Source organism: Tangfeifania diversioriginum (assembly GCF_900141875.1).
In the GTDB taxonomy this organism is placed as follows: domain Bacteria; phylum Bacteroidota; class Bacteroidia; order Bacteroidales; family Prolixibacteraceae; genus Tangfeifania; species Tangfeifania diversioriginum.
In genome coordinates, this window is record NZ_FQZE01000033.1 from 1 (window position 1) to 23297 (window position 23297).

Sequence of the window (23297 nt, forward strand, 5' to 3'; positions counted from 1 at the left end):
CAGACAATGGAATTATTAGTGAATTTTCAACCTGCTAATAACGGAGTTGAACAATGCCTATTAAAAATAAATCGTTAGTTTTTCAGCAAACCCTATATTAATTCCGGTTTCGATGAAAATAGGCCGCAGAACTGGAAGTTAGAAGCCAGCAAAATCCTGATGAAATCAGGATAAGCGCGCGGGCCTGAAAAAAATGCGGGCCGGGGTAGGCGTGAACCGACTTTTAGGCTGAAGTAGCTGTAATATGAAAGCCGTTAAGAAAGTCGGGAGTGGGTGGAAGCTTATTTTTTTCTTGATTCTTTTGTTACTTTTCTCATCTAAGGAGAAAAGTTTAAAACAGAATTCATAAGAATATGGTTAACTATCGATTAAGCTGATAACTGCAAGTAAGATGTTTGTGAATTCCATAAAAGCCCACCGGATTTTCAATGTGACCCATAAATAATGAAATTGCAAAACAGGAATCCCCAAAAAAGAAAAAAGAGGCAGAACAATATGGACGCTTTTTGAAGATGATTGATGATTTACAAACCCTATACACAAAACCAATCAAATTAAGAGTTCTACCCCTTTTGTTTCAAGGTATAAACAATAATGAAGCCACATATTTTTTTTGCTGATTGTAAAACAGTTATCAGAAGACGTAAAATGAACTCTTTCCCAAAATGAAAAAGATTGTCCCAAATTTTTCATCTGTTCAAGCACAAATCTGTATGATTTAGAGCATAGGAAATTAGTTGAACTTTGGAGTGACTAAATCTTCGAATACCCCGGGTTTTTATATTTTTGACGAATATTGAAAAATAGTTCGTACTTAAAAATAAATGAACCTAAGTTTTTCAGCATAAAATCAATGTTTAACAGAGCATTATATGAAAAAACCTATAAATAGCAGCGGGTTGCTTTTTGTGGTCGCTTTTTTTCTTTCTCAATCAATAAGCGGTCAGGATAAACTTTTTTTTGATCAGTTTATGTTTCATCCTCAGTTAATTAATCCTGCAGCCATTGGACAAAACGGGGATTTTGGGGCATTCGCTTATGGATATAATGATTTGGGTAAAGCCATTGAACCTGAATTTACTTACCTGTTGTCTGCCTATACCAGGTCTGTTGAAAATAAAATTGGATTTGGAATAAATGCAAAGTATGATGGATTTTGGATGGAAGATTTTTTACAGGTTTCAACCGATTTTTCCTATAATTGGAATTTCAATTCGGAGAGTAGCCTTAATATTGGAATCAGGGGCGGTTATTTTAATTACAAAAATCCATTGACTGAATATGAAGTATTTGATGAACACGACCCTCTGTTGGCTAATGATTTAGTTAAAAATTACCTTAAATTCGGATTGGGGATTCATTTTTCTACCAATACGTTTTTTGCTGGTATTTCGAGTCCGCAAACCCTCACATTTGATTTAACTGACAACTCGGAAAAAGCGGATAATTACATCTATACACCTTTTCCTGACCGATTATATTTTATGAGTGGGTACAAGATTAAAGTTGTTGAAAAATTTGATGTACAACCAATTGTGTTGCTTAGTCTAATCCTGGATGGTAGCGATGAGCCTTTTTTCTATCATGCCTCAATTAATTTTCATTACGATGATAAATTATGGGTTGGTGCATCGCATCAATACAGAAAAACATTTGCTGTACATGCCCGGTGGAAATTTAAAAACGGTATTGGAATTGGATATTCTTGCGTATTTAGAAATATAATGGAGAGTGGCAATTATAAATTTCCCACTGAACACGGTTTATCTTTAAGCTACGATTTAATGAAATTGTAGTAATTACTTCCCCTGTTCAAAATAGTAATTAAACCTGTTGCAGCATGGAGAATACAAATGCAGTGTGTCGTTTAAGCTGTAATTTAATACATTCTTCCGCTGTTTTAAAATCCAATTCTGCCAAAATTGAATTATATGTGTTTTACAGCATTAATTCTAAAATGCAAAGCTTTGCAGGCATTTGATTTTATGTAAGGTGTTGTTTCATTGGCGGAGATTATTCATATTTGTTTTTTTAATTCATAAAAATGGAAAATTTGTATTGTCTGATTATGGCAGGGGGCTCGGGAACAAGGTTCTGGCCCCGGAGCAGAACGGTAAAACCCAAACAATACCTCGATATGTTTGGCGAAGGTTCGTTGCTGGAGTCAACCATTAAACGGTTTTCAACATTTACCGAAACTGATAATATTTACATTGTTTCCAATAAAAACCAGGCCACCGAACTGGAAAAACAAACGCCCGAGCTTCCCCGCGAAAACCTGATTTATGAGCCGGTTGGTAAAAACACTTTGCCCTGTATTGGCCTGGCAGCTTTGTTTGCCGAGAAAGAAAATCCGGAGGGAATTATGGTGGTTTCACCTTCTGATCATCTGGTGAACGACCACGCATTATTTCGCGACACGGTGCTGGCTGCGTCCAAAATTGCCAGTGAAAAGGATGGAATTGTTACCATCGGCATAAGGCCAACATTTCCGGCAACAGGCTACGGATATGTAAAAACAGCCGAAGACATTACGGGTTCTGAAACAATCAGGCAGTTTAAAGTTGACCGGTTCGTGGAGAAACCGCAGCTCAAAACGGCCAAAACTTACCTGGAAGATGGCGGATACTTCTGGAACAGCGGATTGTTTGTCTTCAAGGTATCGGTTTTTTTGGAAGCCGTCAGGGAGTTTGCACCCGCTTTGTACAGCGATTTACGGAAAATTCAGGCAGTCATTGGCAAGCCTTCATATCCGCAAACGCTGGATGAAATCTATAGGGCAGTTGAAAGTATTTCAGTTGATTATGGCATAATGGAACATGCCCGGAATATTTACATGGTGGAAGGAAATTTCGACTGGAATGATTTGGGAAGCTGGCAATCGGTTTACCAGGAAGAAGAGAAGGATGAAAACGGGAATGCTTCAAATGGCGAATCAATTTTTCTGGATGCCAAAAATTCGTATGTTTTTACCGATGAAGGCCTGGTTGCACTGGTGGGGCTCGACGATGTTATCGTGGTGCGCGACGGAAATGCAACCCTGGTTTGCAAAAAAGAGAATGCCCAGGATGTGAAAAAGATAGTTGATCAGCTTAAAGCAGAAAATAGAAACCATTTTCTTTAAAATTTCCACAAGAAATATGGCAAAACCGGTTACTACAGGTTACCGGTTAAAAAACTAATCTACACTTTAGGATTTTTAAAATATTGGATTAAAACTGATAAAATGAAACAATCGAACAAACCAGTCGTTTCAAAAAAAGTAGTACTGCCTTTTATATTGATTACCAGTTTATTTGCCCTGTGGGGGTTTGCCAACGACCTTACCAATCCAATGGTCGCTGCGTTCCAAACCATTATGGAAACATCTAATGCCAGAGCTGCGCTGGTACAATTTGCATTTTACGGCGGCTATGCCACAATGGCCATTCCGGCAGCACTTTTTGTAAAACGCTACAGCTATAAAAAAGGAATATTGGTTGGCCTGGCCCTTTATGCTGTTGGGGCGCTGCTGTTTTTCCCGGCAGCGCAGTTCGAGATTTTCGAATTTTTTCTGGTTTCTTACTACATCTTAACCTTTGGTCTGGCATTTCTGGAAACCACCGCCAATCCGTACATTCTGGCTATGGGAGATCCGGAAACTGCAACCCGGCGGCTGAACCTTGCTCAGTCGTTTAACCCGTTAGGATCGTTGCTGGGGATGTTTGTGGCTTCAAAGTTTATTTTAACCCACCTGGAATCTGACCGGAGAGATGCTGCGGGCGATTTGATTTTCCCCACGCTTTCGGAAGCCCAGCAAGCCGCAATCCGTACCAACGACCTGGAGATAATCCGCGATCCGTACATTATTTTAGGCTTTTTTGTAATTTTAATGTTTATCCTGATTTTGTTGTCGAAAATGCCCAAACGTGAAGATGCTGACCATACCATCAGAGCGATTGATTCATTCAAACGATTGGTTAAAAATGTAAGGTACCGCGAAGGTGTTATTGCCCAGGTTTTTTACGTGGGCGTGCAAATTATGTGCTGGACATTTATCATTCATTATGCTGATAACCTGGGGATTCCAAAAGCCACAGCCCAGAATTACAACATTGTGGCCATGGTTATTTTCCTGTCGAGCCGCTTCATCAGTACAGCGCTGATGAAATATTTCAATTCGCGCAGATTACTCATGATTTTTGCAATTGGCGGAATGATAACAACAACCGGTGTCATTCTCATTCAGGGGATGGCAGGTTTGTATTTGCTTGTTGCCACTTCCGCTTTTATGTCGCTGATGTTTCCCACTATTTACGGTATTGCCCTCGATGGATTGGGCGACGATTCCACGCTCGGTGCAGCGGGGCTGGTAATGGCCATTGTTGGCGGAGCTTTGATGCCACCTCTGCAGGGTGCCATTATTGATTTGGGCAGGGTGGGGTGGCTGCCTGCCGTTAATTTTTCTTTTATCCTCCCGTTTATTAGCTTTGTAGTAATAGCAGTTTATGGTTACCGAACGTTGAAAGTTCATCCAAAAATGGAATTTAAAAACTAAAATTATGAGTTATATTACAGTTAAAAAAGCGGATAATTTAAAGGATTTAGAAGAGTTGAAAAGGCGGCTGGAGGCAATTGGCGTTAACTGCAGGATAAAAAAAGAGAAGCCCAATCAGGTGACTAATGCTGTTCCATCGCCACTCGCCGAACTGCAGGTTGCCGAATCTGATATGCGAAAAGCCAAAGACATTTTGTCTTGATTTGGGGCCATATTGAAAAAACTAATATCTTCTCTTTTTGTTAACTTTATCGACAATTAAATTTAGCTAAGAGTGCAATTATGGATGCATATATATTTATTATCATAATTTGTGCAATAGTAATTGTATCTTTTATATTTAATATAATTTCCAGGAAAACCAATATCCCAAGCGTTTTATTGTTGATGGGACTTGGGGTAGGCATGCAGCAAATTTTGTTGAATTACGATTTTGCCCCTGATTTTTCCAGTCCGCTGGAAATTTTAGGTATAATTGGGGTAATAATGATTGTGCTGGAAGCTGCACTCGATTTGGAGCTAAAGCGTGAAAAATGGCCTGTAATCTGGAAATCATTTCTCATTGCATTTATTTCGCTGGTGGTTACGTCACTGGCCATTTCATTTTTCATCCGGCTCTTTTTTACTGATATTGGTTTTCTTTCGGCCATTGTTTATGCCATTCCTCTTTCTGTTTTAAGTAGCTCAGTTATAATTCCGAGTGTTACAAATATTAGTAGGTACAAGAAAGAATTTTTAACCTACGAGGGTACTTTTTCCGATATCCTTGGAATAATGGTGTTTTACATGATTGTTGAAAACCTTGATGTTGATGGGGTAAATGAACTTGCATTTGCTGTTGGCGGGAATATCATTATCACGGTTGCCGTTTCTGTTATTCTGAGCTATGTGCTGCTGTATCTCATTCAGAATATAAAAGGGAGCGCCCGTTTCTTTCTGTTTTTGTCGGTGCTGGTGTTGCTGTATTCTGTGGGTAAATTACTGCATCTCTCATCGCTGATAATGATTCTGATGTTCGGTATTTTGCTCCGGAATCATAAGGTTGTGCTGTTTCGGCAACTGGAAGTCTGGCTGAACGATAAAAAGATAAAAAGTGTTTTCAATGAATTCAATATGATTATCAACGAAACATCGTTTTTGGTTCGTACACTTTTTTTCGTTGTTTTTGGAATTACTTTACCGCTTGAAACGTTGCTCAGCAGTTATGTGTGGCTCATCAGCGGAATATTTCTGCTGGTGTCCTATCTGTTACGGTTTCTGCTCTATTATATTTTTGAAAAAAGAAACATTGCATCACAGGTTTTTATTGCCCCGCGCGGGCTAATTTCCATTCTGTTATTTTTTGCTATTCCCGAATCGCTCCGGCGCGAGGGTTTTGAGAGCGGGGTGTTGTTTGTAGTAATTATTGCAACCGGCCTAATTATGGCCATATCGTTAATTGCCACGCGGAAAGAAAAAGATCAGGATGGCATAAACACTGCAGCAGCAGAAACAAATTTGGGCGAAAACGAAAGATTACCTTAAAAACGAATGAGATGAAATTTGTAACAATTAAAGAATCGCACTATCAAAATGATTTGATTGTGCTGAAAAGCCGGCTGGAGTCGGAAGAAATTGAGTGCCGCCTGAAAAACGAACTCACCACGCAGGTTTTAAATCACATTCCCTCGTTTCTGGTGGAGTTGCAAGTGCCTGAAGATAAGGTTGACCACGCCAGAAATATTATGATTGAAACAGGAGAAATGGAAACTCCGGAAACGCTGGTCAAATGTCCGGAATGTCACTCGCAAAATGTTGGTTTGAAAATGGATTTCGGGACGCGCATTAAACTATTTTTTATGTTTATTGGAAGTGCATTATTATTCACCGCACCCAATCCTCAGAAACTTTTAAATAAAAGTCAGTTTGAGTGCCGTGAATGCGGCCACAAATTTAAAAATGCGTAGTAACCTTAACCTGTTGTTTGTTAAACCTCCCGGGTAAATGCATCCCGTATCATTTCCAGGCTTTTGGGCACGGCTGTCATCGGGTCTTCCTCGCCTTCGAATTCAACCGAAACATATCCCCGGTAATTTACTTTTTTGAAAATTTCGGCTACCCGCGGGTAATCAATGTCGAGGGTGTACCATTTGCCTCCGCCAAAATAGGTTTTTGCCTGAATGAGAAACGTTTTCGGGGCCATCATTTCCAGTTGTTCGTACTGGCGTTCCAGAAAGTTTCCGGTGTCGGATGTGATTTGCAGCCACGGTGAATCGATGGCATTAACGATGCGCAACACTCCTTCGGCTGTTCGGCCAAGTCCCCAGTGATTTTCGAGGCCCAACACAACCCCGCATTTTTCGGCGGTGGGAATGCATTGTTCAATGGCATCAATCACCCATTTAAAACCTTCGTCTTCGGTGTGGCCTTCCAAAACCGGCTCAATTCCTTTGTTGTCCATTAATTCATCGAAATTACCGCTTGTGCCCCACCTTCCGGTGTTCAGGCGCATGGTTGGGATTCCAAGTTTGTAGGCCAGTTCAATCTGGTGAATTGTTTTTTCAACTTCCGACTGCCGTTTTTCTTTTTCGGGAAAAACATAGCCCTGATGGGTGGAAAAGCCCATTATGTCGAGACCGGCATGAAAAGCCTGACGTTTTAGCTTTTGCAGGTAGCTGTTTTCTTCCGACTGCATTTGCACCAGTAAAAACTCGATGCCGTCGAATCCCATTTGGGCTGCTTTTTCTATGCAATCTTCAATGGGGGCATTTTCTTTTGGGCCGTTAAACTGCCAAAACGAATAGCTGGAAACGCCAATTGGGTTTCGCTCAATTTTTTTTCCCGCTGTTTTTTTCTGATTTTGTGCCTGTACGCCTGATCCTGCAATTCCTGCGCCAGCCAGTGCCAATGCCGAATTGCGAATAAAGTTTCTTCTATTGTTCTTCATTTTTATAAAATTAATAGGACTGCATTTGCTTGTCAACTTCTTTTTTGATGCATTTAAGCAGTTTAATGTCAATATGTTCAGAATAAATACGAATCATATCGGTAACATGATTATCGATTAAAAATCCGCCCATGGCACCGTCAAAAATTTTGCAATTTCCGTTGTTCCACACATCGTGCATCAAACTGTCAAAATTTTCATAGTCCAGTCGTTTTTCCACGGTGATGTATCCCTCGTTTGGAAGTTCTTTGTCAAAATAAATTCCTTCCTCTTTTTTCTCAAGGGTGAAACATTTATTGACGGTCACCAGTGCTTCCGGTTCCATGCTTATTTTTCGTGCGAACTTCATTCCCAGTTTCAGGAAACATTCCTGGAGCATTTTTAGGTGTTCGTAGTCGGGAAAATTGCGGATGCGAATGGCCGGATAACGGTGCGTTTTAAACTGGATTTGAGCACTGGCAGTGTTGACCCTGTTTCGTTCACAAATATCAATATTTTGGGTGAAACGAAGCGCCTCTTCCAGCGTGTAAAATCTATCGGTAAAAAGGAAGAGGGAATTGGGCTGAAGCGTTTCCGGAACACGCCCGTAATAATTGGCATATGGTAAGTTCGCTTCTGCCACATAGGTATGTTCAAGTGTGTCGTTTTTCAGCCTTACCAACGATTCTTTTTTGGTTATGGAGCCACAGACTTTTAATGTTTTTTCTGATTTCATCTTTCAAAGAATTTAAGATTTTCAGTTTATTACTGATACTTTATAAATTCATTGAAAGTTACGGGAAAAGCATTCTTTTAAATATGTTTTATAAAAGCATTTGTTTTATTTCCATATTTTTCGTTCGTCGAGGGCACGTCTGTACCTCGCTGCATTTCGGTTGTGTTCCGAAAGCGTAACAGCAAAGTTGTGGTATCCTGAAAAATCCTCACGGGCGCTCATATACATATAGTTGTGGTCTTCGTAATTGAGTACGGCTTCCAGCGATGCAATTTCCGGAAAATTGATGGGGCCGGGGGGAAGTCCGGCATGTTTGTAAGTATTGTATGGCGAATCAATTTCGAGGTGTTTGTTCAGTATTCTTCGCAGTGAAAAATCGCCAACCGCAAATTTCACGGTGGGGTCGGCCTGCAGGGCAACTCCTCTTTGCAGCCGGTTGATATACAATCCTGCTACCCGTTCAAATTCCTCTGCTTTCGCGGTTTCTGCCTGCACAATGGAAGCCAGTATGGAAACCTCCACCGGTGATAACCCTATTTCAGCTGCTTTTTCCCTTCTGGCGGAATCCCAGAAACGTTCGTATTCTTGTTTCATGCGTTGTGCAAACGCATCGGCCGAAGTTGTCCAGTAAAGTTCGTAAGTATTGGGAATAAACATGGCCTTAAATGTTTCAGGTGTGAATCCCCACTCTTCAATTTTAAGGGTGTCGTTAAACAGGTTTAAAACAGAAAGGGAATCGGCCTGGATGTAGCGGCTCACTTTGCCGGCCAGATCTTCTTTGAAACGAACATTATTGAAGGTCAGTTCCAGCGGCTCTTGTATTCCGCCGCGTAATTTATTCACTATCTGATTGGTATTTTCACCTTTTTTGAAAAGATACCGGCCCGGTTTGATGGCATCGTTGTAATTTTTCTTTTTCGAAACCCACCTGAAGGCTTTGTAATTTTCCAGAATGTGGTGGTGTTGCAGGGTGTCGATAACAGCATCGAACGAAGCATTTTCGGGAATGATTACCGCATTTTCGGTTTTTACATTTTCTTCAAACACATACCTGTACAACTGATAACCACGGCCGGCAACTATTAAAAAAGCTATTGAAAAGAAGATGATTATAAATTTCCCGATTTTGGGAAACAGCATTATTTTATTTTTTTTATCCAAAGTCATACTTTATTTGGTTTTTCTGAAAAAGGTTCAAATACTTTACCATGATTTTTTGAGGTCAACTCAACCATATAGTTTAACTCCGTCGTTGTTTTTTTAAAATTCGATTCCGGATACCTGTGCCATAATTGTCATTTTTTGCGAATTTACAAATAACATTTAAAACTATGTCCGACAGGAATAATAAACAATAAACCTACACCAGAAAGGGACCATCGAAGTCGCTTACTAACAATAGCCCCCGGTTTGTATTACCGAGGGTTTGATGAGCGACGCGAACACAAGGCGCAAGCAGCTGGTTGCTTGAAAATGTTTCGTTGTTTGCGCCGCAAATTGTATCGTTATTTCAGGCTATCCGCCTAGCGGATTGAACCGCTTGGCGGGTAGGGAGGCACAATTACCGGCGTTATTTTTTTATCCGCCCTGCAGTTTCTTAATTTAGCTTAAACGCTGTCAGGTTGTGCCGATGCTGACAGGTTCGTGGAAGCTGCCGTTCTACGATTTTCCGGTTTTTTTTATCCCGGGCCGGTAATAATGGCTTGTGCACAACGCATGGCCGTTTTACCATCCCGCAATTCAGGGCGTTGGGGGGTGCGTTCTAATTTTAATGTGTAGGGGGATTTCCACTTAGTGGTCCCTTCGGGAGAACCGCAATTGTGTGCTTTGGTGGCATCGAATTTGGTAGAGGCAAGAAATTTTATTTCAAATATTTGAAAACCCCATTTAGTGCATAATGTAAAAAATAGTACCAAGCTTTAATTAAAGGTACTTTCCCAACCTGGCGTAAAACTTTATAATGGTATTTTGCTGCTGTAAATTTATTACTTGAAACGGAATTGGAACGAACTCTGTAATAGGCCAGGTTTTCATTCGTACCTTTGGTGGAACCAATAATCTGAAAGATTTTAAGCCATAATCCATAGTCTTGTCTTTTGCGGATTTCGGGCATATAAACTTTTCCTATTTTATCCGTATCGTATATGGCAGTTAAACAGCCAATTGGACATGTTTTTAACAAGTGGTTATAATTTACTTCATTAGGAATATTTACAATACCACCTTTTTCGCCTTTTTCATCAATTTTTTGGTAGGCAGAAAAGGTAAAAGCAAGATTGTTTGTCGTTAAGAATTCAACTTGTTTTTCCAGTTTTTCCGGTTTCCACTGGTCGTCGCTGTCGCAAAAAGCAATGAAACGACCCTGTGCATGTTTGATGGAATTATTACGGGCAATACCAGGGCCAGAGTTTCTTTTGAGCTTAAATATTTTAATCCGTTCATCCTGTCTTTGGTATTTCTGCAACAACTCCCAGGTACCATCTGTTGAGCAATCATCGGTAATTAGTAATTCCCAATTTGTATAGGTTTGATTGAGGATGGATTGAATTGTGGCTTCAATGAATTGGTGGGAGTTGTATGTTGGGGTGATGATTGAAACTTTCGAATGCCTACTCATCTGTTTAAGTATAAATGAGAAATGTGTAAACTAATAATTTGCTGTCTATCCAATTAAATTCTGTTTGCATCAGGTCATTTTTTTATTCAACTTTCATACTTTTAGCATAGCATTTTCTTTTTTGTATTGATTTGGTGTATATATATTATCTATCTCTTATTTATTGAGAAGTAATGCTTGCCTTGTACATTTTTATAACATAATTAGAAACTAAATCCCATGAGAATTTTTGCGATTCGTAATTCGCATTTTTTGAAATTCGTTTGTAATCAGTTATAATCATTTCTATTTTTTTTGCAATATCATTTGAATTTTTAGGACTTACCGCATATCCAACATGTCCATCAGGGAAATACCCGTCAATACCTTGGTTATTTGAATAGATTACGGGAAGCCCTTGAGTCATAGCTTCTGGGTAAATTAAACCAAAAGTCTCGTGAAAAGAAGGGACAACCAGTATTTGACACGAACGATAAATTTTTTTCAATTTTTCTTTTTCATTTATATATCCATGAAAGGTGACTTTAAAGGAATAATTCTTCTTTTTTAAGTCATTTAAAAGGGGACCATCCCCAACAACAACAATTTCAATATTTTGATTTTTAGAAGTTAGAATATTGCATGCCTCGATAACACCTTTTAGATTTTTATTACCATCTATTCTACCGGAGAATAGTATCCTGCAAATATTTTTTGTTATAAAAGTAGTTTTGTTGGAACTGTTTTCAATCCAAAAAGAATCAATACCATTTGGGATAATATAAGTTTTAGGGAGTATTTTTGTAAATAGTTCATCGGAAATTATTCTTTTTAAATGCACATCACGGTATGCAGGCGAAAGAAACATAATGCTGTCAGCTTTAAGCAGTATCTTTTCAGCTAGTTTTCTGAATATATGACTTCGTTTCAGAAATACGTTAATATCTGTATTCCGAACTGAAACTGAAAACGGAATATTGTATCTTGAAGAATATAGCCAAGCAATTAAACCATTAACAATCAAGCTGTGTGCATGAATAATGTTTGGACGCTCAATTTTTTTTACAGTTTTCTGGAATGAAGCCCAAATTTGTAGCATTTTAACTGGCCAAATTAAACGAGTCAGTGAGTTAAAAGATTTGCTGTAGATTAATTTTCCAAATTTGAGTGATTCAATATTGTTGGCATTAATTAATTTGTTTGAACATACAGGTATAAAAACGGTTTGCTTTAAGCTTTTTTTGTCCAGTGATTTAACTAATTCAGAATGTAATTTATTTGTTATGTAGTACGAATTTATATGTAATATATGTTTCATCAATTGATCTTGTTAATATATGAATTACAACCGTTGTAATTTATTGCTTGTGTTATTCTGATTTGTTTTTAACTTTTTCTTTTTAACTTTTTTTATTAACTAAAAACAATACGCCTATAAATACACCCAAGTCGTAATTAGTTAGATATGACCCGGAAAACATAAGTGGCATTACACCTGCCAAAAAATATTTTATTAAAATATTTCTATTGGCCTTATTCGATTTTTTAAATGTGATGATAAATTTAAGAGAAAAGAATCCAAGAATAAGAGTGGCTCCTATAAACCCCCAGTTTAAAAATAATTCCAATATTAAATTGTGTGTATAAGCTCCGTTTAAATAATATCTATCTCCGAAAAGGCCAATGCCTTTTATGGGATTTTCAAAAAAAACATTTATCATTTTTTCATATATGAGATCTCTTCCAGACATGTGAGTAATTATTCTTTCGCTTAATAGTAGTTTTAAAGTACGAGATGAGATTCCGACATTCTGTAACCATTGTGCGAAAATTGGTAATAATAAAATTAAGACACCTAATATTAACAAGATGAGAACTACTAATTTTTTGTTTGATTGAAAAAGGTCATAAATTAAATAAACGAAAAAGATGACTGCCGCACCTCTGGAGCCAATAGCCAATATTGTTAAAAATAAAAAGAAGGCAGCGAGTAGTGAATAAACAGTTTTTTTTGAATAAAGTGTAATCATGGGTAACAAGAGGGCATAAGAAAGCCCCATACTGTAGCTATGTATTCTAAATGTGCCAATAAAAAAATTAACAACAAATATTAAGACCAGGATTGTCGTAACCCAAGATATTTTATATAATGCTTTTTCAACAATTTCAATATTCGAAACATACATCAAACATAAAGCGCTGGGTATTACTACAGGCAATAAAAACCTAATGGATTGAGACCTTATGTATTGTGAATTTTGGGGAAATACTGTTAGGTTAATTAATAGTATTAAGATAGTTATGCTATAAACTACAAAAAATACATACCATTTCCGATACATTGTTAGTGCTATGGCAACACTCAATGGCAGAGCTGTTAATATTACTCTGTATTCAGTCGTAATTTCTTCCGGAATATGAAAAACAAATATTAATACATGTTGAAAGACAACCAGTAAGGATTGTAATAGCACAACAAATGCTATATAGTTGTCGGCATGTAAACGTTTTATCTTCAAGAACATATATAGAAAAAAGGTGAACTTAAAAATTTTATTTTTGATATGGATATCATATAGATCCCCTCAGAATTGGTGCAAAAAAGTTATTACTTATTTGCAATACAGAAAGGTATCTGTAAAACAATCGCAGTATTTACCTTTAGGTAACATTGGGTCATTATATAAAGAATTAACTTTTAAACTGTTATTGATGCCCTTTTGAGCGTAAATAGTGCTATTCAGAATTACCTTTTTTAACTCATTAATATCGGTGAAATAATCCTCTACAAAATCTTCAAATGAAAAGAATAAGCCCAAACGGTCTTTTTTATATTCTTCCAAATCAGGCACGAAGAAATGCACAGGCCTTTCCAACAAAGCATAATCAATAAAAACACTTGAATAATCCGTTATTAATTCATCTGCAGCACCAATTAATACTTGATTGTCGATATCTGACATACCTTTTAATACAATAATGTTTTTAGTGGATTTGGTATTTATTGTTATTCTGGGGTGAGGTTTTACGTAAAGCTTGATGTTGTTTTTATTTAATGAATCAAGAAATGCTGAGTCGTTAATGAGTTGATTTAGGATGTTTTCAAGGAATATTTCATTGTTTCCCATTTCGCGCCATGTTGGCATATACAACACAAATTTATCATTTGAGTTATGATTTAATTTTTGCTTTAACAAATGAATTTCCTTTGTGTTAAATAACCCATCGTTTCTCGGCTGGCCGGTAATGAGCACTGTCTCAGGCTTTACTTCAAAACATTCAATTAAGAGTTTTTTTGTTGTTTCAGACGTTGCAATTGTGAAATCCCGTTTAGCGTGGTTATAAATTTTCAATACAATATATTGCAATAATCTAAAAATATTTTTGTCTCGTTTTTGTAGGTTATTAGTAGCAAACCATAATTTTTTTAAAGGCATACCGTGCCACAAAGCCACTTTTGTTGCCCCGTGGCATAAATCGTATTTGCCAAAATCGGTCATGCCGTTGGTGAAGAATACATAATTGGCAGCTAATCGTGTTATACGGCCATTGGGCTCGTTAAACAGGTAACATTTTTTCCCGGCAAGGTTTAATTTTTCTTTTATGTCAGGTTTTTTGGTTATCCAAACTGCATTTATGTTTGGCAGATGCTCAATTACATATTCAAAAAGATATTTTGAATTGTCGCTGTAATTATCACCTCCCCAAGCTCCAAAAATCCACAGGTTCTCATTTCTTTTTTTCAGTTTCAGGATTTTCAGAATATTATTGATTACCCAGGGAAATATGAGATTGTATATTTTTACTATCATGGAATTAGCGCGTTTTAAAAGCTTAGAAATGCAAAAGTACTATAAAAGATTTTCAAATATGGTTTTATTCAAAACTATACCCGCCGTCAATTCTTAAAATTGTTCCATTGATGTAATCGTTTCCGATGATGTGCAACACCAAGTCACTCACATTTTCAGGACTTCCAAACTTTTTTAAGGCAATTTTATTTTCAATTCGTTGCCGAATTTCAGGAGCTTTGCTTAATTGCCATTGGGTATCGATAAAGCCAGGAGCTACACCGTTTACCCGTATTTTTTTATCGGCAAAGAATTTAACAAGATTACGTACCAATGCATGAATGCCTGCTTTTGAAACACCATAGGATAGCGATGTAGAGTGAGGTATATCGCCAAGCATCGAACCCACAAAAACAATATTGCTTTGCTGGTTCAACATCGAATAAAATTTTTGTAATATAAATACAGGCACATTAACAAAAATGTTTTGAATTTTCATCCATTGCTGGTAAGAGATTTCCTGAAAAGGCGATCTGTCGGTTATTCCGGCATTAAAAATAAATAAATCGATTTGCTTTGTGAGCGCAGAGACGTCATCATAAATTTTATTTATGCAATCAACATTTGAAACGTCAGCTTCAATGAGCGAATATTTGTTTTTGTAGTTTTCATTAATTTGCTGATTAAATTCAGTAAAATCATCGTCAGTTGGTGGACAATTAAAAAAAACGTAATAACCAGCGTCCAGTAAACCTTTTCCAATGGAAAGACCTATGCCTTTTGTTGAACCTGTTACCAATGCATATTTCATATTATTGTGCTTTTAATTGTTTATTCGAGATAGTGAACATTAATGCCTGCTCTGAATTTTTCAATTATTACGGCAATAGTTGTTGACTCTTTCCGGTTTATTTTCATATAGTTCCGTTCGGGATTATTTATCAGCGACAGAAACTCGTTGATTTCATAACGTAATCCGTCGCCTTCGTATTTCGAAAAATATTTTTGGGTTTTATTCAGGTCCTCAAAGCGCAACTCAAAATATTCAGTACGCCACCACGGAGCGGGTACATAGGCATAACCTTTTGTGCCGGTAATTACCAAATCTCCTTCTGATTTAACTCCCAGACCTACCTTAAACGAACCTACTGCATTTTTATAATGAATAATTCCGCGTGTGAATAAATCAATATCGTTTTTATACCATGTATAGAATTGAATGTCGATGTAATCGTTTCCGAATAATTTGATTATTGGTAAGAGGGGGTAGGTAACCATTTCGGTAACGCTGCCGCCTGCTTCATTTGCCGATAATTCGCGTAAAGGACCAGATGTTAACTTTGTTAGTGTGGCATTAACGTCTTTTACTGTTCCAATTGCACCACTTTTTATGAAGGCCATGAGTTGATTGAAAGCTGGAGCGTAAGCTGTTTTCATGGCCTCCATCAATACCAGTTTTTTGTTTTCGGCCAGGTCGTACAGGTTTTGTGCATCATGTTCAGTCAAAACCATTGGGTTTTCACAGAGCACATGTTTCCCGTTTCCCAATGCCTGTTTAATATAACCTGCATGGGATAAATGAGGTGAAGCAATGTATATGGCATCAACTTTTGAGAAAAATTTCTCGAGGTTATCGGTATAAAAACTCAATTCGTGTTTTTTACCAAATTCCCTGGCTTCATTAATGTTTGGATTAAAAACCCCATTTACATTAATACCACTTACATATTTTGATTCGGGAATAAAACGGTTGGCAATACGGCCACTGCCAACAACACCCAGGCTAATTATTTTGCGGTTTTGGCTTCTTAATTTTGTACTTGAAACTCCTTTTGTGCGTTCGAGGTAAATCACTTCGCAAAATTCATTGAGGTAATCAAATTTTCCTTTCCAGTCGGAACCAATGGCAAATACATCGATATTGTATTTCTGAATGTCATCCATTTTCTGGCCTTCATATTCTTCAATAATAATTTCATCGGCCAGGCCGGTGCTGCGGACATCCTCAATTCGTTCAATGGTGCTTTTTTGTACGTTTAGTTTTCCCCTTCCCTTATCGTAGGCTTCACCGGTTACTCCCACAATTAAATAATCACCCAGTTCTTTGGCGCGTTTTAATATGTTGATGTGCCCGTGATGAAGTAAATCGAATGTGCCGTATGTGATTATTTTTTTCATTTTGGATTTATTTGACATCGTAAACTTCAATTTTTTCGGCGTGTGTTTTTCGTTGTTCAACAGGAGGAATCTTCATGTAATTGCCGAAACAGCGCTCCAGATATTCATGAGGCAATTTGGGACCTAAGAAATACTTCCCTTCAAAAAGTATAGGTTGGACAGGAAAAATTTCGCTTTTTCTAAATTCCCAATTGAAGGGCACACCAAAACCATAAATTAACTTTTCTGATGGTTGTAAAAAAGATAAAAGTCGAATAGATTTAACTACGATAATTGAAAAGAGCCATGCAGGATATGCTAATATTTTAATAAGAATGTTTTGGGGAGTAGGGATATTTCGAATTATTCTAAAAGACCGTATATAGATTGAATCTACAATCGTTTTAATAAATTTGTTTCCTCTATCTATGTAAAATATATCTAAAAAAATTCCTTGATGTTTAAAATTATTTCTAAAAGGCTGTTTGTTCCCATAATCAAAGAACGAATTTTTATCTACAACTCGTGCATATAGCATATGAAAATATTTTTCATTGTTGTGATTTTGAATTATAAATCTATCAGGTAATTCTTTCTCTAAGATTTTTAAAAATCTTTTATAATCTTTTCTCATTACCGCAATATCTAAATCATCGTCCCATGGAATAAAACCTTTATGTCTGTAAGCTCCCAATGCAGTACCTCCATCAAGCCAATAATTAATATTGTGTTTTTTACAAATTTTAACTACCTCCTCTAACATTTCAAGAAGTCTTAATTGTGCTTTTCTTAGCATAGTACCATCTTGATTATAATGTTCTATATTTTCATTCATTGAAATAATACTTAATTAATTTTTGATTGAATGTCTAAAAGGGCATCAACCAACAGATTGTTTTCATCTTTTGTTTTAATGTTAATTCTGATATATTGATTTCCATGAAATCCTTTTTTTTGAGATAAATCTTTTACTAAAATATTATATTGACTTAAAAGAATTTCCGCTAGTTTAGTAGCAGAAAAGTTTTTTACTTCACATAAAAAATAATTTGCTTGAGAAGGTAAAATTCTAATGATTTGAATATCTTTTAATTTTGATGAAAAGTCATTTCTAGATTCTTTAAACTTTTCAATTGTTTTTTTATAATCATCCTTATATTTTCCAAAAATTTGCAAATAAAACTCAGCAAAAGAATTGATATTCCATATTGTAACATCTTTTTTAATCTTTTCTATTAGTTTAATATTGCCAGATGCTGCAAATCCGAGACGTAACCCAGGCACCCCAAAAGATTTTGAAATGCTTTTTATAATAATAAGGTTTTGATATTTTTCAAGTATATTATTTTCAAGTAAAGAACCTTGCTCTTCAGAATCGATAAAATCAATAAAAGATTCGTCAAGAATAATTCTTATCTTTTTCAAATTTGCCCACTTAATTAAATCGATTACATTGTCTTTTTTGATATAATTGCCTGATGGATTATCTGGATTGATTAGAATAAGTGTACTTATATTTTCGTTTTCAAAAAAATTGATTAAATCATTTGTGTTATAGGAATAGTTCTTGTTTTTAGGAACAAAATTAACAACATTGTCTTTTTTTAATCTATTCGGATATTCTTCAAATGTTGGAGTTATTATACCAACTTTGTGATTTGTAATTGACATTAATGACTTTATAATTTCAGCAGCACCATTCCCAATACAAATAAAATCTTTTTTAATTCCGAAATACTTTGAAATTAGTAGGTTATTGATATTTAAGCCTGACGGATATTCTCTTATAAGCTTGTCAAAGTTAGTTTTTAATTCAGTAAGTAACCTAGGTGTGGGATAATAAGGATTGACTAAATAACAAAAATCAATTAATTTGGGATATCTCCAGTAACCCCCATATCTATTCTGATATTTTTTGAGTTTTTCTGATTCAGAACCAGTGAAAATTGTTTCGGCGATATCTAAATCCTGGATATCATCGATTTCATACCATAATTCGTTTTTTAACGGTAATGCTTTTATTTCAGGCTTATCTAATAGACTTATTACTTTCAAAACCTGCTCATAGTATTCATTATTACCTAATGCTTGACAATAAGCTTCAAGAAAGGGAACATAGTGTGTGGTTGAAAACTTCCTGCTAAATTTATAGATATTGACTGTTTTATAATAATTTTTAAAGTTGGAAAAATCAAAATCTTTTTTTCCTAGAAAGCTTGTTATGTTATTCTCTTTATCCATAGTCAAAACAGTGCCATCCATCCAACTCTCATATTTAGCAGTTAATACTAAATTTGGATAATCATTTTCTATTAATTTGTCAATTAAAGAATCTTCAAAAATTAGGTCTGATTCGAAAAGTAATGTGTTTTCGGTTATAAGGAAATCTTTAGCTAAAAATAAAGAATAAATATTATTTGTTTTGTAATAATATTCGTTCTCAATAAACACTATTTTCGTTTTTAGTTTTAATGATAAGACAAACTCTTTAAGATTTTGTCCTTGGTAACCAATAACAATAATAATCTTTGTTAAATTTTTCATGTCAAGTTGGGAAAGCATTCTTTCGATTAAAGAAGTTCCATTAACTTTTACCATACATTTTGTATTTTCAGAAGTTAATTCTTTAAGTCTTTTACCCATTCCTGCTGCTAAAATTATTGCTTGCATAATTATAATTGTTTTATTCGTTAATCCAACTACTAAGATCCCTGCCTATAATATTTTCTGTCAACTTAATGTCATTTTTAAAATAATCAATTAAATATTTACGATCCGATATAGACATCTCGGGCTTTTTTATATTCCAATTGCTAATATTATTTTTTAGTTTAGATCTAATTTTCAATGGTATAATTGATTTAAATATTCTTTTGACCGCATTTGGTTTCTCAAATAAGTAATTTATTGTTTTGTTTTTATGTATACCTGTTACTCTTTGTTTTACAGATTTATCAACATACAACTTAGTATCTATTTCCAAGAAATTTAATATTTCTTTTATTACTTTATTGACATCATTTTTAATATCGTCGAACAAAAGAATTTTAATATTTTCAGAAGGAAAAACATTCAGGTAGTGTTGTATTTGTTTGGAATAAAGACCCATTTGCTTATACCTCCAAATAAAACTAAAATTGTTTTCAATTCTACTTTCTTCTTTTTTCAGAGCATCCGAAAAACTAAGAGTTTCACGTCCTTTATTTACCTGATGATAATATGCAGAAAATGCTCGTTCAATTGGATTTCTTAGGACAATAAGAATTTTAGAATTTGGATTAAATTTAGAGATATCATTAGCTGTTTTAGAATAATATAAATAATCTGTAGATGCTTCAGCAAGAATTTTTTGATCTTTTGCGTTAACAAAAAGTTTTAAATAATGATTGATAGAAGATAATTTTTTTCGTCTTTCGTCATTGATGTTGTCTTCAGGTCCGTTATGAGGAAGATTTACATACTTAGTTGAGAAAAAATAGGGTTCTTTATGTTTGCTGAAAAAGACATCTTTATGTTTACTCAAGTGATAATACAAAGTTGTTGTACCACTTTTAGCAGTGCCTACAATAAAAAAATTTGGTTTCTTATCCATTGATAGTGTATTATTTTTTATTCAAAATATTTATTGGTATTGTAATTATTCCCAATTTCTTTTTAACAAAATATACTCTTGCAATATTTACACCTGCAATAGTTAAAGCTGTGGCAATGGCCACACCTGTTGCGCCAAAATACTTTATCAGCACAAAGTTTAATAAAAGATTTAAGAGCATGGAAATTACTGCAATATGGCTTTGTGTTTTTTCGTATCCACACATAATTAACAGAAGCCCAACAGCCCCTGTTCCTATATTTACCAGTTGGCCTAATCCAAGAATGATTAATACCCAATATGCACTTGTAAATTCAGCGCCCCATATACCTAAAATAAACTTTCCGGCTCCAATAAAAACGACTACCTGCATTAAACCAAATAATCCTAATCCTTTGGTAACACGTTGTACCATTTTTTCCAGTTCCATCATCTTTCCACTTTCGTATAAAGCAGCAATTTTAGGCGACACCGATGCATTTGTCACTTGTAAAAAGAAGCTGGTAAGCAAAGCTAATCTGGCAGCCACAGAATATAAACCTACTTCTTTTGTTGTACCCAGCCAACCCAGCATGATTGCATCGGCATTACTTACAACAATAGCTGCGAGCGTGCTTCCCAGTAACGGAATTGATGTTTTAAGCAATGGTTTTGGTATGAATATTCGTTTAGCTTTAAATTTATATAATTTGTGCCAGTACAGACCGACGCTTATTGTTACACCAGCACGTCCAATAGCATAGCAAACAGCAACTATATTTACGGTAATTTCACGTTTAAGCAGCCACAGAATAACTAAAAGGATACCGGTAATAGCAATGCTTAATGTTTGTTCCACTAGGTTGCTTTGCCATATTTTCCGGTAGCCTACCAAGCCTGAAGAGAATATTCTGGAAAACACCTGTGGTGTCATCACCACCAACGCAATCATTAACGGGTATTGAAGCCTGGGTTCATTAAAAACAGTGTTGGCCAGCCATGGAGATAGAAATATCAGAATTACTGAAAGTACCAAAGTAATTCCCCCGTTCAGCCAATAAGCCGTGTGCATTACATTGCCAATATGGGCAAAGTCCTTTTTGTTATGGGTAATGGCTACTTCTTTAATAATTACCTGGCGCATACCCAACAAACCCACAACCAATAAAATATTTACCACACGGTTGCTTAGGTTAATAATGCCCAATCCTTCTGCACCAATTGTACGGCCTAGGAAAACACTTACCAACAGCCCAATGGCCATGCCAGCCACCTTTGCCACGGTTGATGCAGAAGATTTGCGCACTACCTCAAGAGTGTGTTCGTCTAGTTTTAACAACCTTTTCCGACCGTATATAATAAATCGTTTAATCATTTAAAGTGAGAAATCTTAGATTTTGTTGTTTTCATGTCTAATAATTAAATAAAAAACAATTCTCATCTGTATTTTTTTAATTCGTCAATACTTTCAACAAACTTTTTTTGAAAATATGTATTTCCAAAACGGTCGGTTGCTTTTACTGTAATTTCTGCATTGTTATTCAATGGTTTTAACCGGTATAAATGGTTTGTTTCAGCATAGCGGGAAGATGCATTTTTGTTGCCTGGCTCAGGTAACCCGGCAGCTTTTAAAAATGCATAAGTACCAGGGGCGTAATCTTTAAACCTTTCCATTTCTCCCCGGTTGCTTCCGTTTTCAATTAATTCAATTTTCCAGTTTTTGTCGGCATTCCAAACATTTGCCACCACATAACCTTTGGTGTCGCCAAAAGTGTATGGTGCATACATGTGTATTTGGTGTTCTTTGGCGTAATTTATTGATTTATAATACCAGTTTTTAATAGTATTTCCTTTCACTTCATATACAGCATAGCCATTTGGTGTGCCACATTTGTTAACGGTACCGCTCCACCATAAACCTGAGGCAGTACCTGTAATGTGTTCGTAAATGTTGTGTTCGTTATGCAGGAAATTCCTGTTCAAATGATAATGGCCTGACATGATATGTACTTCTTTAAAAGGGTTAAGAGCATTAAGGAATTCATTGCGGTGTTGCACATTGGGGTCATCTTTTACCGGGATATGAACACAAACAATCAACATTTTTTCTTTAGGTACGTGTTGAAGGTTTGATTTTAACCATTCGATTTGTTCGCGAGTAAAACCCAAGTTATATTTTCGGTTTCCTTTATAAAGGATATTGTTCATTACCACCACATGCGCTTTTCCTCTATTAAAGGAGTAGTCAACCGGTCCAAAGTGAGTTTCGTAATTTTTAATAGATTGTAATGGGTTACTGATTTCTTCATTAAAGTCGTGGTTGCCAATGGTGTGAAAAAACGGAATTTCAGTTGAAACAAAAGCCTGTTTTAAATCTTTCATTAATTCAGGTTTGTCGCCTACAAGGTCTCCTAATGTAATCCCGTAAACAAGGTTATGCTGTTGTGCTTCATTTTTCAAATCATTTATTGTTTCATTTTTAAGTCTGTTAATAGTTCTGGTATCCCAAACCTGCGGGTCGGCTACGCAAAAAAGGGTAAATTCATTTTCGATGCCATTTTTAAGGGGAGTTAATTCAAAATTGGTTTCAATGGAATCAAACGCGGTATTTATTGTCTCGTAAAAATCGGGAATTCCATCTATTAAGGGTATTTCATAGGCTTCGGGTACCGAATAAAATACATGCCGTGCATCGGTATGTCCTTTAAAGCTGTATAATCCATTTTCATCGGTTACTGAGGTGGTGTAGCCATCACTAATAATAACGCCCGATATTGGTTGTCCGGTTTTGATATCAGAAACCTTTCCATAGAGTGATATAATAAATTTTGCATCTATATCATCCTTCTCACAGCTTGTTTGAATGAACAGAAAAATGTATAGTATTACAAAGAAGGGATGTTTCAAAATTAAATTGAATTTAATAACCCAGAAGATGTTGGATATATTTCAGTTTAAGATATTGTAACTATAAGATTTCCGAATTGACGTTGAATCAGCTGAC

20 protein-coding genes are annotated in these 23297 nt (G+C 35.9%); 6 read left to right on the top strand and 14 right to left on the bottom strand.

Annotated features, from left to right (window positions below):
- Positions 1–872 precede the first annotated feature (872 nt).
- From BUC07_RS17045 to BUC07_RS17070, 6 genes are all read left to right on the top strand, one after another.
- Complete coding sequence (locus BUC07_RS17045) at positions 873–1796, top strand: PorP/SprF family type IX secretion system membrane protein (protein ID WP_073172473.1); 924 nt, start codon at positions 873–875, stop codon at positions 1794–1796.
- 248 nt (positions 1797–2044) lie between these two features.
- The gene (locus tag BUC07_RS17050; protein ID WP_073172476.1) at positions 2045–3124 is read left to right on the top strand and encodes a mannose-1-phosphate guanylyltransferase; all 1080 of its coding nucleotides are present in this window, start codon (positions 2045–2047) and stop codon (positions 3122–3124) included.
- 102 nt (positions 3125–3226) lie between these two features.
- Positions 3227–4537 (top strand): L-fucose:H+ symporter permease, encoded by a 1311-nt coding sequence (gene fucP / locus BUC07_RS17055; protein ID WP_073172480.1) that lies wholly within the window; start codon positions 3227–3229, stop codon positions 4535–4537.
- 4 nt (positions 4538–4541) lie between these two features.
- Positions 4542–4739, top strand: a complete 198-nt coding sequence (locus tag BUC07_RS17060; RefSeq protein ID WP_073172485.1) for a hypothetical protein — start codon at positions 4542–4544, stop codon at positions 4737–4739.
- An 80-nt stretch (positions 4740–4819) separates the two neighbouring features.
- Complete coding sequence (locus BUC07_RS17065) at positions 4820–6061, top strand: cation:proton antiporter domain-containing protein (protein WP_073172488.1); 1242 nt, start codon at positions 4820–4822, stop codon at positions 6059–6061.
- Positions 6062–6072: 11 nt separating this feature from the next.
- On the top strand, positions 6073–6483 hold the full coding sequence (locus BUC07_RS17070) for a putative signal transducing protein (RefSeq protein WP_073172491.1): 411 nt from the start codon (positions 6073–6075) through the stop codon (positions 6481–6483).
- A 20-nt stretch (positions 6484–6503) separates the two neighbouring features.
- Here the strand turns inward: BUC07_RS17070 and BUC07_RS17075 are convergent, their stop codons facing one another.
- The 14 genes from BUC07_RS17075 to BUC07_RS17140 form a co-directional block, all read right to left on the bottom strand.
- A complete protein-coding gene (locus BUC07_RS17075) occupies positions 6504–7463 on the bottom strand; it encodes a sugar phosphate isomerase/epimerase family protein (RefSeq protein WP_073172494.1) in 960 nt (319 codons plus the stop codon).
- Between the two features lie 10 nt (positions 7464–7473).
- Positions 7474–8178, bottom strand: coding sequence for a hypothetical protein (locus BUC07_RS17080; protein WP_073172497.1), 705 nt, complete (start codon positions 8176–8178; stop codon positions 7474–7476).
- Positions 8179–8283: 105 nt separating this feature from the next.
- Positions 8284–9345, bottom strand: a complete 1062-nt coding sequence (mltG, locus tag BUC07_RS17085) for an endolytic transglycosylase MltG (protein ID WP_073172500.1) — start codon at positions 9343–9345, stop codon at positions 8284–8286.
- A gap of 694 nt (positions 9346–10039) precedes the next feature.
- Entirely contained in the window at positions 10040–10795 is a 756-nt protein-coding gene (locus tag BUC07_RS17090; RefSeq protein ID WP_073172503.1) for a glycosyltransferase family 2 protein, read from the bottom strand.
- A gap of 160 nt (positions 10796–10955) precedes the next feature.
- On the bottom strand, positions 10956–12092 hold the full coding sequence (locus tag BUC07_RS17095; RefSeq protein ID WP_073172507.1) for a glycosyltransferase family 4 protein: 1137 nt from the start codon (positions 12090–12092) through the stop codon (positions 10956–10958).
- A gap of 82 nt (positions 12093–12174) precedes the next feature.
- Entirely contained in the window at positions 12175–13293 is a 1119-nt protein-coding gene (locus tag BUC07_RS17100) for an O-antigen ligase family protein (RefSeq protein ID WP_139279625.1), read from the bottom strand.
- A 93-nt stretch (positions 13294–13386) separates the two neighbouring features.
- Positions 13387–14586, bottom strand: coding sequence for a CDP-glycerol glycerophosphotransferase family protein (locus tag BUC07_RS17105; protein WP_073172513.1), 1200 nt, complete (start codon positions 14584–14586; stop codon positions 13387–13389).
- 64 nt (positions 14587–14650) lie between these two features.
- Positions 14651–15376 carry an SDR family NAD(P)-dependent oxidoreductase gene (locus BUC07_RS17110; RefSeq protein WP_073172516.1) on the bottom strand — a complete coding sequence of 242 codons (726 nt, stop codon included), beginning with the start codon at positions 15374–15376 and terminating at the stop codon, positions 14651–14653.
- Positions 15377–15396: 20 nt separating this feature from the next.
- Entirely contained in the window at positions 15397–16743 is a 1347-nt protein-coding gene (locus BUC07_RS17115; RefSeq protein WP_073172588.1) for a Gfo/Idh/MocA family oxidoreductase, read from the bottom strand.
- A gap of 7 nt (positions 16744–16750) precedes the next feature.
- Positions 16751–17557 (bottom strand): LicD family protein, encoded by an 807-nt coding sequence (locus BUC07_RS17120; RefSeq protein WP_073172520.1) that lies wholly within the window; start codon positions 17555–17557, stop codon positions 16751–16753.
- A gap of 11 nt (positions 17558–17568) precedes the next feature.
- Positions 17569–19392 carry an aminotransferase class I/II-fold pyridoxal phosphate-dependent enzyme gene (locus BUC07_RS17125; RefSeq protein ID WP_073172523.1) on the bottom strand — a complete coding sequence of 608 codons (1824 nt, stop codon included), beginning with the start codon at positions 19390–19392 and terminating at the stop codon, positions 17569–17571.
- 13 nt (positions 19393–19405) lie between these two features.
- Positions 19406–20314 carry a sulfotransferase domain-containing protein gene (locus BUC07_RS17130; RefSeq protein ID WP_083578322.1) on the bottom strand — a complete coding sequence of 303 codons (909 nt, stop codon included), beginning with the start codon at positions 20312–20314 and terminating at the stop codon, positions 19406–19408.
- Positions 20315–20324: 10 nt separating this feature from the next.
- The gene (locus tag BUC07_RS17135; RefSeq protein ID WP_073172530.1) at positions 20325–21668 is read right to left on the bottom strand and encodes a flippase; all 1344 of its coding nucleotides are present in this window, start codon (positions 21666–21668) and stop codon (positions 20325–20327) included.
- A 62-nt stretch (positions 21669–21730) separates the two neighbouring features.
- Positions 21731–23200, bottom strand: coding sequence for a calcineurin-like phosphoesterase C-terminal domain-containing protein (locus BUC07_RS17140; protein WP_073172533.1), 1470 nt, complete (start codon positions 23198–23200; stop codon positions 21731–21733).
- Between the last annotated feature and the right edge of the window lie 97 nt (positions 23201–23297).

Excerpts from the sequence above, each read along its gene's own strand:
- BUC07_RS17045 (WP_073172473.1), top strand. The coding sequence starts at position 873 with ATGAAAAAACCTATAAATAGCAGCGGGTTGCTTTTTGTGGTCGCTTTT.
- BUC07_RS17050 (WP_073172476.1), top strand. The coding sequence starts at position 2,045 with ATGGAAAATTTGTATTGTCTGATTATGGCAGGGGGCTCGGGAACAAGG.
- fucP (WP_073172480.1), top strand. The coding sequence starts at position 3,227 with ATGAAACAATCGAACAAACCAGTCGTTTCAAAAAAAGTAGTACTGCCT.
- BUC07_RS17060 (WP_073172485.1), top strand. The coding sequence starts at position 4,542 with ATGAGTTATATTACAGTTAAAAAAGCGGATAATTTAAAGGATTTAGAA.
- BUC07_RS17065 (WP_073172488.1), top strand. The coding sequence starts at position 4,820 with ATGGATGCATATATATTTATTATCATAATTTGTGCAATAGTAATTGTA.
- BUC07_RS17070 (WP_073172491.1), top strand. The coding sequence starts at position 6,073 with ATGAAATTTGTAACAATTAAAGAATCGCACTATCAAAATGATTTGATT.
- BUC07_RS17075 (WP_073172494.1), bottom strand. The coding sequence starts at position 7,463 with ATGAAGAACAATAGAAGAAACTTTATTCGCAATTCGGCATTGGCACTG.
- BUC07_RS17080 (WP_073172497.1), bottom strand. The coding sequence starts at position 8,178 with ATGAAATCAGAAAAAACATTAAAAGTCTGTGGCTCCATAACCAAAAAA.
- mltG (WP_073172500.1), bottom strand. The coding sequence starts at position 9,345 with ATGACTTTGGATAAAAAAAATAAAATAATGCTGTTTCCCAAAATCGGG.
- BUC07_RS17090 (WP_073172503.1), bottom strand. The coding sequence starts at position 10,795 with ATGAGTAGGCATTCGAAAGTTTCAATCATCACCCCAACATACAACTCC.
- BUC07_RS17095 (WP_073172507.1), bottom strand. The coding sequence starts at position 12,092 with ATGAAACATATATTACATATAAATTCGTACTACATAACAAATAAATTA.
- BUC07_RS17105 (WP_073172513.1), bottom strand. The coding sequence starts at position 14,586 with ATGATAGTAAAAATATACAATCTCATATTTCCCTGGGTAATCAATAAT.
- BUC07_RS17110 (WP_073172516.1), bottom strand. The coding sequence starts at position 15,376 with ATGAAATATGCATTGGTAACAGGTTCAACAAAAGGCATAGGTCTTTCC.
- BUC07_RS17115 (WP_073172588.1), bottom strand. The coding sequence starts at position 16,743 with ATGAAAAAAATAATCACATACGGCACATTCGATTTACTTCATCACGGG.
- BUC07_RS17120 (WP_073172520.1), bottom strand. The coding sequence starts at position 17,557 with ATGAATGAAAATATAGAACATTATAATCAAGATGGTACTATGCTAAGA.
- BUC07_RS17125 (WP_073172523.1), bottom strand. The coding sequence starts at position 19,392 with ATGCAAGCAATAATTTTAGCAGCAGGAATGGGTAAAAGACTTAAAGAA.
- BUC07_RS17130 (WP_083578322.1), bottom strand. The coding sequence starts at position 20,314 with ATGGATAAGAAACCAAATTTTTTTATTGTAGGCACTGCTAAAAGTGGT.
- BUC07_RS17135 (WP_073172530.1), bottom strand. The coding sequence starts at position 21,668 with ATGATTAAACGATTTATTATATACGGTCGGAAAAGGTTGTTAAAACTA.